Origin of the sequence: Bacillus cereus group sp. MYBK95-2, assembly GCF_051915225.1 — a bacterium.
GTDB classification, from domain to species: domain Bacteria; phylum Bacillota; class Bacilli; order Bacillales; family Bacillaceae_G; genus Bacillus_A; species Bacillus_A cereus.
Map to the genome: position 1 here is coordinate 562,173 of NZ_JBQAEH010000003.1, position 13,257 is coordinate 575,429.

The following is a 13,257-nucleotide window of genomic DNA, read 5'->3' on the forward strand; positions in this document are numbered from 1 at the left end:
GAACTTCAATAAGTGAAAGATGAGAGGGGAAGCACCATGATTATTATTCACGCAATATTTCAAGTAGACCAAGCAAAACAACAAGCATTTTTAGAAGAAATTCAGCCACTCATTCATGGTTCAAGAGAAGAAAGTGGAAATGTATCTTATGACTTATATAAAGATACAGAAAAAGAAAGTGTTTATACGATGGTAGAAGTATGGAAAGATGAAGCAGCAGTTGCGAGCCATAATACGAGTGAACACTTCACATCTTTCGTTAGTAAAGCAGCACAATTTTTAACTGCTCCTCTTGATATAAAAGCTTATAATGGAGAGTTAGTAAAATAATAAGGTAGAAAAAGATGACTTTAGCATATGGCTGAAGTCATCTTTTTTGTATAAGTAGAATCCATTTTGGACTCAGTTATGTTGATTGATAAGTGTTGCTCGTATCCTCAGTAACTGTGGTGAATTGTATGTTAAATTCGAACATTTGGTTTATTGGGATATTTTTCCGTGTTATAATTTTCTTGTAAATAAAAGGTAGAGGGGAGTAAGTAATGGGAGAATTTCAAAGTAATTTGCATACGGCAACGCAACTTGCAACGAAAATGAGAAATGCTTCAGATAGGATGCAAAGTGCTACTAGTCGCTCTATAAATAAGGCAACGCGTACGACACTATCTGTGAACTTCCAAGCACAAGAAGCAAATCAACAAAATTTACAAATCACGAAACAGTTTTGCGCTGCTTTTCAACAAACGATTGATAATATCCATTCCGTAGCAAATGAATTTGAGAAAATGGATACAGGACTTCAAAAGACTTTTCAATAATGTAACAACCTACGTAAAGGGGAAAAGGTAGGGAGAAAAGATGAGTCAAGAAATTGAAACGAAAATCAGTCAATGTAATCAAAAATTACGAATTATATTTGAAGAACAAAATAAAAACCGAATTGCGCTGCAAAATCAAGAACGAGCTGAGGTTAGTTTTCATGTATGGAAAAATAGAAGTAATCGTTTATTTAACCGAATACTAGAAACTTGGCACGGCGACAAAGAAGTGTTTCACCTTTTTACGAATATGCGGCAAGAAATCGGACAGTATGAAAGAAAACTTACATTCGAATTAGAAAATGAAAAAGAGACGTTGCTTAAAGAAAAACGGCATCTCAGTGAGAAAGAAAACGACCTTTCCTATGAACAGCAGCAACTACAAAGGGAGGCAAATACATGAGTTTAAACATGTATTTGGGAGAAGTACAAAGTCAAACTCAAAGTATGAACGCTATATGTAATGCTACGATTCAAAGTATGGAACAAGTCATTCAATCTATTGATGCCTTTGCGATAGACACAGTATTACAAGGACAAACATACAGTAGTGCAAAATCCTACCTTGTCCAAACATTTCGGCCATTAGCGCAAGGAATTATATGCTTATGTGAAGAATTAATTCGCCAAAACGAAGCATTTCCAAATGAGTTCCAAGCGAAAGTTGTTTCGACAGATGTGATTGAACAAGAAATAAGAGAACAAATAAGGGGAATTAATCAATCGATTACAAGTATAGAAGCAATAGAAGTACTTACACCAATGCCCGGAGTAGGTGCAATTGTAACGGTATTAGGTACAATGAGAAAAAAACTGGAAGAAAAACTAGAGCATTTATATGAATTCAATCATTCATCCAGCAACAACTACAGCACCGCTCTCCAATTAGCAGCTAGCATCACAGCCGGACTCGCTGAAGTGCAAAGTGGGAAAGGATTTAGTCCTGTGAGTGGTACGTTTAGTACACAAGGGTTGAATATGGATTGGGTGAGTTCGATTCAGGGGATTATAGAAGAAACAGCTCGAAAAAATGATCAGTCAATTAAAGATATAGAAACAAATAACATAATTGAGAAGAAATCTCCGGTTAGAAATGCTTGTGACGATGCGACAGACAGTATAGTTGGCACGTTTGAAACAGCGAAAAAGATGTGGGAAGCTATTCAAAGAGGATCGGGGAAAGCTATTGGTGATGAAATCGAGTCCGCAATAGCTTTAAGTAATATGGACATAGGAACTTTTATTAATGTAACCTATGCACTTTTCCATTTGGATGAAACTGCAAAAAATATGTGGCATGCATTTTCAAATAAAATAAAACGAGATATGATAGAGGGAGATGCAGAGAGTCGTACAGAATTGACTACCTATGGATTAACACAAATAGCTACCACAATATTAGGCGATAGGGCACTAAATAAAGTAGGCCATATCACAAAAGGAGCAAAAGCATCAAGTGGAGTAAGTACATTTGCTAATGCAGTAAAATTAGCAAAAGAATTGAAGCCTACGCTTGAAATGTTACAATCATTTAAGAGAAATGCTTCCTATGCATTCTCTAGTGTTGGTGGAACTATTGTAACCAAAATACCTCAAGGCGAATTATTAGAAGCTTTTTATAAGTTTGCGAAGTCTAAAGATGGTGGTAAGGGTACGGGTAAAACTGGTGAAATAGCTAAGGAATCTGGAAAAGTAGCCCAAACATTAGAAGTAGCTAGAGCACAACAGCGTAAGGTAATAGGATCAGTAGAAAGTGGCGAAGTAGCTTTAAAAACAACGAAGCGTAAAGGGAATTATGGTGAAATGAAGATGGATGACTTTTTTGAAAGTCAAACATATACCAGAATTAGTGATGATCGTGTAATAACATTAGATCAAAAAATTGTTAAGGGAATAGATGCTGTATATGAAAATTCATCTCCGCCACCTAAGTATGTGATAGCGGAGGCTAAGTATAATACTGCGCAACTTTCAAATACAAAAGATGGAAAGCAAATGAGCGAAACATGGATAGATGGTTCTAGACGTTTGGAATCAACTGTTGGAGAAGAAATGGCAGATAAAATTCGAGAAGAAATGCTTTTGAATCCTGAAAATGTACAAAATATACTAATTAATGTTGATAAGGATGGTAATGTGGTTAAAAGCATTTTGGATTCTTCTGGGAAGAAAATAATTGAGTGAGGAGAATGAAATGAGAGATATTTTAAAAAATGAAGATTATTTCGAGGGTTATTTAAATAGACAGAATAATAGAATAGAAAAGTATAAAGAATTAGCAATAAAAGTAAAAAATGAAAGACCAAATGATTTAGGTAGTATTAAAAGAGCTTATGGATATATTGAATCAATTTGTATTGATAAATTTAATTGTTTATATTCAATGGGAAGACCTATGGAAGTACTAAGAGATTTTTACCCCGAAATAATTGAGGCGATGAAAAAGGGATGGAGTGGCAAATATAGATATATAGATTTATTGTGGGTTCTTTCTATTGGGATAATGCTAGATGTTTCAAAAGATTATATAATTGAATTAGAAAAATTGGTAGAAAAAGAGAAATTGAATGATTATTTGATTGATTTTTTATTTAGTTATAAAGATGAAAATTGGGAAGGGAATAACACGGAATTTATCTTTGCAGACCCATATAAATCAATTTATCGTGTGGTTAATGCAAAGAATAAAGAAGAATCAGTAAAAGAATTGAAAGAATATTTAGAGGGAAAATGGTATAAGGGGCATAGTGATACAGGCTGGTATGATTCACATGAAAATAAAAATGATATCTACAATGGTTATTGGAGTTACGAAAGCGGAGCAATCGTAAAGATTTTAAAATTAGATGATTCAAGTTTAAAAAATACTTTATACTACCCTTATGATATGGTGCATTATCAAGGAAAATAAATGTAAAAATCCACAGTGTTCAACTTTTTACACTGTGGATTTTTTAGTTTGTGTTAAAGTAGCTATAAGGGTAATGTTGGTAAGGGATCTAGTGAGCTAGAAGTAAGATTGATGCAGAACTAATTAGGAATTATCACTGGATTTTTTTATCTAAATATCCATAATAAATGGATTGAAGTTCAGAGGTTATTTAAATGATGCTGGGGAGATAACTAACTTTTTCCCAATTCTAGACTGATATTATCAAGATACAATATTTATAGGAGGATAAAATGAATAGTAATTTTGAATTTATTGAAGATAAAGAGAAAAATGATCAATTGATGTCAATATATTTTAACTTTATAAACGGTAAGTACTTGGAAAGAGCTTTGAGTTTTTTTGTAAAAAAAGAGGGGTTTGGACAAGAAATAGTATTCGTTCATTTTCAGTCTGATTTAGATGGATTTGATATGTCACAGCTACCTACACCTTTAGATGATAAGCATGTGTTAGTTGAATTAGATTCTCCAGCTGTTGAGTTTGAACAACAAGTGTATTTGGACTTTGAAACTTTTTATAATTATTTGGAAGAACATGTGAAAAAAGAAGTGGAAAAAAATCCAGAAAGAAATGGATTAATGGATTTATTAGTGCAAGTTAAGCGTAGCTTAAATTTGTAATATCTTATAGCCATTTTACTAGATTCGTAGGGCAGAAAAAGAACTTTTTGAAGAACGCGTTTTTATTAGGATTTTATTATATTTCAATAAGGAAGATTGTCTGATATTGAATAAGTAAAGAGGAAGTTATAGATGAAAAAGAATCAACAAAAGAGACTTCATATTTGAGGTCTCTTTTGTTGATTTAAATTGAAAATTATTATTTAAGCGAATTCTTTTTTGTACCTCGTATTTCACATACACATAGGCTTTATTTGCTGTTACATAGTATGTTTTTCAACGTCAAGAAACATTAGACAAAGCAGGACAATATTATTAAATAGCCGGGTCTATTGTAGAAATATTTGAAGGTATTTTGCTCATAGGCGGATCTAATTTCTTAACTATCGTGGCAGAAGTAGGAACTGGTGGGTTAGCATCACCAATTGTTATTCCATTAGATATAGCAGCAACAGCTACTGGGGCAAGTCTTTTTGTACATGGTGGATTTGTTTGGAATAAATCGATTCAAAATACTAAGGATACTCTTCAAAAAATCCAGTCTTCTGGTGGAGGTAAGGGTGCGAGTAATCGAATACCTTCTTATGGAAAAGATTCTGTACCTAAAGGTCCATACCGTGAAGTAAATGGTTATCCAATAAAAGTGAAAACAGGAGCTCAAGAAAAGCATATTCCTGATACACCGAACTATAAACAAGAATTAGCAAATGGAAAAAATAAGAGCATTTTCTATGGCGATAATAAAATAGCGCAAGAATTGCTTGATAAGTTCGCCGGGAAAGGTGAACTATTAAAAAACGGTAGAGAAAGAGTAGACTTTGGTGAGCCAATAGGAAAATATTATGACCGCAATACTGGTGAATACCATGAGACTACTAAAGGGTTGATTCATTATGGAAAAGATGGCGCTCATATAGTACCATCAAGACCATAAAAATCATAAGAAAAGAGGATGCAAATGGGGTACGATTCTTTAATTGGAACATTAATAAATTATGAACATAGTGACATGATACTAGAATGGAAAAGTGGATTGAGGATTATTGGAGAACTAGATACAGTTTTTGAAACAGACAATGGACTAGATGAGGATGATATAAATTATACAGAATATGATGCAGCTGTATTTAGAGTAAATAATATTTTATCTCGACCTAATACAAACGAAGGTACTGTATATAATTGGTTAAAACAAGAAAAAAGTTCATTGGTTGAAATTTCTCTCTATGATGATCCGCCAAGTGCAGTGTTTTTAACTGACGGAAAAAGAGTATGGGAAAGAAAAATGTGTAAATAATAGGTGGCATTTAAACTGTTACCTTATTAGTCAAATTAGATTTAGTTAATTTTGATATATGGTTTTTAAAGGAATCAGAACAGGCTACTAACATATACTCTGGTATGAAGAAAAGATATCCTAATCGTAAGCTGATTCCTTTTGCTAAAAGAGTTGATAATGATGATACTGCATGTTTTGAAATCGGCAAAGGAAGTAAAGTTCAACTTATTCATGAATTTGCTTCTGAAGGCTTTGAACAAAGAAAAGAGTTTGATGATTTTTGGGAGTGGGTCGAAGCTGCTATGAAAGAAATGATTGATTACAATCGGAGTGAAGAAATTGAATAAACAAAAATTCTATACAAATTTAAGTAAAGAAGTATCTTATGCTTTACGTCATGCTCCATGGGAATACGAATTGGAGTTAGATGAGAATGGGTGGGTTTCTGTTGAGCAACTTTTACAAGCACTTCACCAATCCATTGAATGGAGCGATGTGAAGATAGAAGATTTAAAAATAATGATTGAGAAATCTGAGAAAAAAAGGCATGAGCTAAAAGAAAATAAAATTCGTGCGTTGTATGGACATTCTATTCCCATGAAAATAGTAAAGGAAGAAGGCGTTCCACCTAAATTTCTTTATCATGGTACATCTCCTCGCTTTTTAAATTCTATTGAATTAAATGGGCTATCACCTATGTCTAGACAATATGTCCATCTTTCTGAAGATATTGTAACTGCTGAATTAGTGGGGAAAAGAAAAGATAAGCATCCTATTATTTTAGAAGTTAATACTGAAAAAGCTAGAGAAGAAGGCGTTAAATTTTATTTAGGAAATGAAAAAGTTTGGTTAGCAGATGAGATTCCTAGTGAGTTTATCGCAATTAATAAGAATTAATTGAATCTATTCTACTAGCTTATGACGGCAGGAAAAATTTTTTCTTTAGGATATATATTTGAATGAACCATGTTATCTGTCTTAAAATAAACAAATAAATGGCGAGTTACTTATGGAAAATAATCAACAAGAGAGACTTCACATTTGAGGTCTCTTTTGTTGATTTAAATTGAAAATTATTATTTGAGCGAATGCACTTTCGTACCTTGCATTTCACAGGCACATAGGCTTCAATTGATGCTATATAGTATGTTTTTCAATGTCAAAAAACATTAAAAAAAACAGGGCAAAATTATTAAATAGCCGGGTCCATTCTAGAAATGTTTGAAGGTATCTCGCTCATAGGCGGATCTAATTTCTTAACTATCGTGGCAGAAGTAGGAACTGGCGGGTTAGCATCACCAATTGTTATTCCATTAGATATAGCAGCAACAGCTGCTGGGGCTAGTCTTTTTGCGCATGGTGGATTTGTTTGGAATAAATCGATTCAAAATGCTAAGGATACTCTTCAAAAAATCCAGTCTTCTGGTGGAGGTAAGGGTACAGGTGTTGATGGTCAGGGAGCCAGTGTAGCAGGGAACATTGGAAAAAATGATAAACTAGCAAGTCAAGGGCATGTTGATGCTGGCGTTTCAGGTGCTCCAAAAGTTGATGCAGGAAAACAGGGTAAACATGTTCCTGGTCATGGGAATAATGTCTCAACCAAATCGCAGTGGGGAGCAGGGAAAAATGGAGTAGTAGAGACACAAGAAGCATGGGTGAAAGGAACACCAGTAAAGCCAGACGGAAGTGTTAGAGTGCATGATTTTGGAAAGCCAATAGGTCCAAATGGAGAAACGAGGGTAAAGGTTCATATGGATGGTAAAGGAAATATACATGGGTACCCTGTACAATAAAGGAGAATAATTATGAGTGATGAGATACTAAAAGTTGTTAATAAATTATATAAACAAGGTGATTTCCAATATGTTTTGGGGAAATTTGTTGATAAACATTTTTGGGATGGAGAAATTAATAAAATATCAAATATAAACGTTGATAATATTACTGATTTTAGTTATTCAACATGTTTTTCTTACATTCTTCTACCACTAGATGTGAAATTTCGTTTTGGTACTGTAGAATTCAGTGAGTACGTTCGGAAGCAATCAGAAATTAATTGTGTAATGCTAATGATTTCGGCAATCGCGCCATATGCAGTGGTTAAATATTTAAGATATAGATATACTAATGGTACAATCGAGCTAGTTGAAGAGTCCTCGCCATACAATGATGAATCTAAGAAAATAGGAAGTAGTATTTTAAAATTATTAGATAGTAACGGAATAAAGAATCTTGATAAAGAAACGTTAAGTATTGAAGTGGAGGATGTTTCGTTAGAGTTAAAGGAAACAGGTGTTACTATATATAATTGTCTATTTGAAGATGAGTATTAAAAAGAAACATTAATGATTGTGCAGAAACCAAAGAAGGGATATAAATAATAGAGGTAGATTAGTAGTTGTTAAGAAGTGATTACAGTTCGAAAATGTAGTCTCATTAAAAAGAGTGACCCTCTTTAGAAAACTTTTATGAGTGTACTCCATAGGGTAAATGTCCGAATATTTGTTAAAAATCGTTACGAAAATTACAATTTATGTAATAGGAAGATGAAAGTTAAAAATTTCTAGGGATAAACCAGTTTCAACACTAGGGCAAGTTAAAGGTGGATGTAGCTTCAGATATTAAAAAGATGAAATTAAAGTATACTGTGAAGAACAAGGATTGTACTCGATGTATATTTTTAGAGATAAAGAAATTAATTGCGCAAAAATGAATGAAGAAGCATCAGAAATAGACAGGGTGGGCTTGCGAGAAATGTGGGCTCACCTTTCGTCTGTTCAAATTGATTATGTGGTGGTGCTAAACTAAGCAAAACTAAAGATGGAAGACAAATGTCAAATGATTGGTTGAATGGTGCGAAGACCCGAAAAAGTAGAATATTGAAGGCAGTTGATGGAGATGCAAAATTAGCATCAAAGATTACGAAAGCATTACAAGATCAGGAAGTTGAGAGAGTGTTATCAAAGGTTGATAGTAGTGGAAATGTGAAAACATTTAGAATAGATGCAAAGGGTAACATTGTTGGAGAATGGCCATAATTTAGAAGCGAGGAGGAATTGAATGGTATGAGAGATTATTTATGTATAGAAGAAAAGTGTAGAGAAGGAATTGAATATCATAAAGAGTTTATAGAGGAAAATAGAGAAGATATTAAAAGTTTAGAAGAAGATACTAAAAATGGAATTCAAAGATATTCTAAAGATAATAAGAGTATTATAGAAGGGACATATCTAGCCAATTTTAGATATGAGATGGAGGATATTAGGGCAAAGTATTCTTCAGGGGAAGATGTTAGTGTAATAGAAGAAGATTTTTATAATGCAATTTATGATTTAGAGAATACAGGAAGTAGGGAAATTGGATATTTAAGTCTGATTTGGATGATTTCCTTAGGGATTTTGTTAGAAACGGATAAAAAGAATATAGAAAGATTAAAAAAGATAGTTGATAAAAAAAATGTGAATGATGCAGTAATCGATTTCCTCTTATGCGCTAGTGATATCGGATACACAAACATGACGAATAGATATTATAAAGAAAATCCATATGCAAAAATGAGAGAGATTATAGAATTTGCACAAACAGATAAAAAAGAAGCGTCTAAAAGATTGCAAACGTACATGGAGAAAGAATGGTTTAAAGGCCATTATGATTATGAATGGAAAAATGCGCATAAAGAACCTGGATATGTAGGGTATTGGAGCTTTGAGACAGCTGCAATAGTAAAGATACTCGAACTTGATGATACAAGTTTAAAAGGTAATAACCATTATCCATATGATTTGGCACATTATAAAAATGAAATGAAATTTAAGCATATAGACCTAGGTGAATATCACTATGAAGATGAGACAGAAGAAATCGAGGATATAGTAGAAGGAATTGAACATAATCCTGCATTGGAAAACATGATTCCGCCAAAATGGCATTCATTGGTCAATGAATTAATACATGATTATGAGAATATGAATGATAGTAATTTTTATGAAAAATACAAAAAAACGATAGGAATAGGTCAAGTGTGGTTCTTACCACAAGAGTATGAAGAAGAAAATGAGCAAAAAAATCTATTAGGAAGTTTAATTGTGTTTGCCCTGACGGTAAGAGATTATATATTACAATTGGACTATAAAGAAGATTTAGAGGACTACATTGATAATCTTAAAAATTTCTGGAATGTTTCAGAAACAAAGTTAGTTCAATTTATGTTAGAAAATGATCAAAATTATTATGCATGGGTACCAAAAGAAGCAAGTATCCCAAATATGTATGAAGTGAAGATTGAGAGTGTCGATGTAGAGGAAGTTCTATAACGAACAAATCGAAATGGTTTTTATTATATGTAATATTAGAATGCATTTTACTAGTTAATTGAAAACAATGCATGCGTGGGAGAAAAAAGGATGTATTGTTACTAAAAATTAGAGGGAAAGAAGGCTGTTGGATTGAGTTAAGCGCCTCATTGCCAATATACGACAATAGGTGCTTTTTTGCGTGCAGTGAAGAAAAAATATAAGTTTTCTTTTTGCTCTATTTCATATTTGAATTACATGTTATAATTTGGAAAAAATATATTCTTAATTTTTAGATAATTAAAAGGTGGTAGATACTATATGAGTACATTAAAGAAAATTACTAATAATATTTCGAAGGTTATTATAGGAAAAGACGAATCGATAGAACTAGCAGCCATTGCTCTAATAGCAAGGGGACATATTTTATTAGAAGATGTACCTGGGACAGGAAAAACAACATTAGCGAAAAGTTTGGCTAAAAGTGTGGACGCTAAATTTCAAAGAATACAATTTACAGCGGATACTTTGCCTGGAGATGTTATTGGCCTTGAATATTTTCATGTGAAGGAATCGGATTTTAAAACGAGATTAGGTCCTATTTTTGCAAATATCGTATTAGTGGATGAAATTAATCGAGCTGTACCGAGAACACAATCTTCGTTACTTGAGGTTATGGAAGAGCGTACTGTTACAATTGCGAAACAGACACATTCATTACCAGAACCTTTTTTAGTTATAGCAACGCAAAATCCACTCGAATCAGCGGGCACATTTCCTTTACCTGATGCTCAATTAGACCGATTTTTACTTACGATTCGCCAAGGTTATCCTACGAGAGAAGCTGAAAAGGAAATGATGAATCGGTTTCAAATGAATGATCCGTTAGAAACATTACACTCTATTATTTCAAGTGAAGAAATTATTATGATGCAAAAGCGTGCAAGAGAAGTGTTAGTAGGGAATGATGTGCAAGATTATCTTCTTGAAATTATTGAAGCAACTCGTAACCATGAGTTAATTGAAATTGGTGTAAGCCCTCGGGGAACGTTGGCATTTATGAGAGCGATTCAAGCACGGGCAATATTAAATGAAAGAGATTACTGTACGCCAGATGATATTAAGACGCTCACTGCATCAGTTTGTGCTCATCGTTTAACGTTAACGATTGAGGGAGAGATGAAAACGACGAAAGAACAAATTATGAAAGAAATTCTTCATACGATTAGTGTGCCAGTGGAGAATGTACGATGAATCAACAGCTTGTGTATACACCTTTAGCGGAGCCTTTCGTAATGGGGGTTATGTCAGTTGTAGCCGTTATTTTAAGTGTATTTTCAAGTAATCTACTGTTTTTATCTCTCGTATTTTTATATGTAATTTTAATAGGTGCTATGCATGTATATATACGTAAAGTATCTCGTGTTGAATGGGAATACAGTCAAGGGAATTCGAATGTTTTTATAGGTGAAACGAATATGTGCAAAATGAAAATTTCAAACAAGTCGATATTTCCTATTCTTAATATCGTATTTCGATTTAAATGTGAAAATAAGCTAACTTGGAATCATGATGAAATAAATAAAAATCATAGTACAGGTTCAAATTATTATATGAATTTTAATTTAAAAGGAAGGGAGTCAGTTTCATTTGATTTGCAAGCTGTAGCGTTAAAAAGAGGCATCGCGAAATGGGAAGAAGTTGAAATTGTTATTACTGATCTCTTTGGATTTATAACGAACCATATAACATATAAACAAGTTGATACGCCCTCTTATTTAGTCTTACCAGCTGTTCCGAAAATACAAGTTCCTGAATTACAAGAATGGTCACGAGGATTTCGAAAAGCGATGTCTTCACCCTTATATGATGAAACGAAAGTAATGGGAGTAAAGTCTTATGAAAATGAAGATTTTCGTTCCATCCACTGGAGTGCAACAGCGAAAGCAGGGATGATAATTGCGAAAAAGTATGAGCGAACACAATGTGATAAATACGCGATTTATCTCAACTTGCAAAATAAAAGTGGTGTTTCTTTGCGAAATGATATAGAGGAACTAATTGAATTAACAGCAGGTATATGCAAACAACTTCTTATGCAAAACTGTTCGTTTGAAGTATGGATCAATAGTGTAAAAGATAACGGTTTGCTACATATAAAAAATGGGGATAATCGGAAACATTTGCAAAATGTATTAAGGGTACTTGCCTCGATATCAGACCAAGATACGCCTATATCTTCTTCTTACTTTTACACAGCAGGCTTTCGTCGAAAGGAACTGGATGCGGTTCCTTTAATTATTGGTACTTCACCAAAAAAATACAGTAGAACGAATAAATGGATTGTAATGAAAGAATAAGAAGGGGCTTATGTCATGGTGAATAAAAAGCGGCATATGAAAGTGAAGTTATGGAGTGTAAGAACTTTAATCATACTTTTCTTTGCGATTAGTGCGATAACGTTATCGCAAGGTGTTGTGTATGTACAAGACATAGTAAAAGAGCGTTTTTTCAGTAAGACTAAGACAATATCGGAAAGAAATTATGACTTTACTAGTATAGGTGAAAATTTTGATGATTCCAAAATAGATGAAGATGAATATGAAGAAGTAAAAGATACGGGTATAAGAACGAAAACGGGTAAAAAATTTCAACCTTTCGAAAGAGAAAGTCTATGGAGTGACGTGCTTTCTGTTCTTTCAAATGTATGGATTACTATAGTTTTTTATGTGATAATCGCAATATTAATTATATATGCCATCTACAAGTATATTAGGAACAAATTGACGAGAACAGAAATAGTACAGGAGAAAGAATCGATCACAAAGCAAACTGCGGTAAGAAGCATAAAGAATGAAAAAGTCATTCATCAGTTAGAACGGCCGTTACCGACAGATAAGATAAGAAAAACGTTAGTTGAATGGGAAAGAACATTACCATTTCATGAACAGAGAAGGTCCTATGAAACGATACAACAATGGTTAAAAAGAATTTGTAGAACAAGGGATATTATCTCGTTATATGAGTCTGTTCGTTATGGCGAAAAGACGTATACGGATTTAGATGTGGAAGAAATAATGAAGTGGGTAGAGGGAGACGGGAAGGTGGATACATAAATATCCACCTTTTCTATTTTTATACGGAAATTTGATTAACATGAATTATTTTCTTATATGAAACCGTCTTCAAATAGGTAAACAAAATTAACTTTATTTACTTATACTTCATTACATGTTAACCTATACTTAATTTTTATAAATTATAATTAATTTTTGATTTTTTAAGGGTGTGAAAA

At 33.1% G+C, this 13,257-nt stretch carries 14 protein-coding genes and 3 pseudogenes; all 17 read left to right on the forward strand.

Features of this window, described 5'->3' with window-relative positions; translation table 11 throughout:
• The first annotated feature begins 36 nt into the window (after positions 1-36).
• Positions 37-330 (forward strand): putative quinol monooxygenase, encoded by a 294-nt coding sequence (locus ACTFN4_RS14225; protein ID WP_400154800.1) that lies wholly within the window; start codon positions 37-39, stop codon positions 328-330.
• A gap of 212 nt (positions 331-542) precedes the next feature.
• Positions 543-818, forward strand: a complete 276-nt coding sequence (locus ACTFN4_RS14230) for a TIGR04197 family type VII secretion effector (protein WP_439962465.1) — start codon at positions 543-545, stop codon at positions 816-818.
• A gap of 40 nt (positions 819-858) precedes the next feature.
• Positions 859-1,221 (forward strand): DUF3958 family protein, encoded by a 363-nt coding sequence (locus ACTFN4_RS14235; RefSeq protein WP_098213942.1) that lies wholly within the window; start codon positions 859-861, stop codon positions 1,219-1,221.
• Entirely contained in the window at positions 1,218-3,002 is a 1,785-nt protein-coding gene (locus tag ACTFN4_RS14240) for a T7SS effector LXG polymorphic toxin (protein ID WP_439962467.1), read from the forward strand. The genes ACTFN4_RS14235 and ACTFN4_RS14240 overlap by 4 nt, the downstream gene beginning before the upstream one ends.
• 10 nt (positions 3,003-3,012) lie before the next feature.
• Entirely contained in the window at positions 3,013-3,729 is a 717-nt protein-coding gene (locus ACTFN4_RS14245; RefSeq protein ID WP_439962468.1) for a PoNe immunity protein domain-containing protein, read from the forward strand.
• Positions 3,730-4,001: 272 nt separating this feature from the next.
• The gene (locus ACTFN4_RS14250) at positions 4,002-4,391 is read left to right on the forward strand and encodes a hypothetical protein (protein WP_086388290.1); all 390 of its coding nucleotides are present in this window, start codon (positions 4,002-4,004) and stop codon (positions 4,389-4,391) included.
• Between the two features lie 319 nt (positions 4,392-4,710).
• Positions 4,711-5,325: pseudogene (locus ACTFN4_RS14255) on the forward strand (polymorphic toxin type 50 domain-containing protein); the annotation flags it as partial.
• Positions 5,326-5,349: 24 nt separating this feature from the next.
• On the forward strand, positions 5,350-5,688 hold the full coding sequence (locus ACTFN4_RS14260; RefSeq protein ID WP_000540189.1) for a hypothetical protein: 339 nt from the start codon (positions 5,350-5,352) through the stop codon (positions 5,686-5,688).
• Between the two features lie 26 nt (positions 5,689-5,714).
• Positions 5,715-6,017, forward strand: a pseudogene (locus tag ACTFN4_RS14265) (hypothetical protein); the annotation flags it as partial.
• Positions 6,010-6,567 (forward strand): RNA 2'-phosphotransferase, encoded by a 558-nt coding sequence (locus ACTFN4_RS14270; protein WP_439962469.1) that lies wholly within the window; start codon positions 6,010-6,012, stop codon positions 6,565-6,567. The pseudogene ACTFN4_RS14265 and the gene ACTFN4_RS14270, both read left to right, overlap by 8 nt.
• Positions 6,568-6,866: 299 nt before the next feature.
• Positions 6,867-7,463 (forward strand): annotated as a pseudogene (locus tag ACTFN4_RS14275) (hypothetical protein); the annotation flags it as partial.
• Between the two features lie 12 nt (positions 7,464-7,475).
• Entirely contained in the window at positions 7,476-8,003 is a 528-nt protein-coding gene (locus ACTFN4_RS14280; protein ID WP_439962470.1) for a hypothetical protein, read from the forward strand.
• A 498-nt stretch (positions 8,004-8,501) separates the two neighbouring features.
• The gene (locus ACTFN4_RS14285; protein ID WP_000063994.1) at positions 8,502-8,708 is read left to right on the forward strand and encodes a hypothetical protein; all 207 of its coding nucleotides are present in this window, start codon (positions 8,502-8,504) and stop codon (positions 8,706-8,708) included.
• A 27-nt stretch (positions 8,709-8,735) separates the two neighbouring features.
• Entirely contained in the window at positions 8,736-9,983 is a 1,248-nt protein-coding gene (locus ACTFN4_RS14290; RefSeq protein WP_439962471.1) for a PoNi-like cognate immunity protein, read from the forward strand.
• A 300-nt stretch (positions 9,984-10,283) separates the two neighbouring features.
• A complete protein-coding gene (locus tag ACTFN4_RS14295; protein WP_439962472.1) occupies positions 10,284-11,216 on the forward strand; it encodes an AAA family ATPase in 933 nt (310 codons plus the stop codon).
• Positions 11,213-12,322, forward strand: coding sequence for a DUF58 domain-containing protein (locus ACTFN4_RS14300; protein WP_087875505.1), 1,110 nt, complete (start codon positions 11,213-11,215; stop codon positions 12,320-12,322). Before ACTFN4_RS14295 ends, ACTFN4_RS14300 begins: the two co-directional genes overlap by 4 nt.
• 15 nt (positions 12,323-12,337) lie before the next feature.
• Positions 12,338-13,078, forward strand: coding sequence for a signal peptidase II (locus tag ACTFN4_RS14305; RefSeq protein WP_439962474.1), 741 nt, complete (start codon positions 12,338-12,340; stop codon positions 13,076-13,078).
• Positions 13,079-13,257 lie beyond the last annotated feature (179 nt).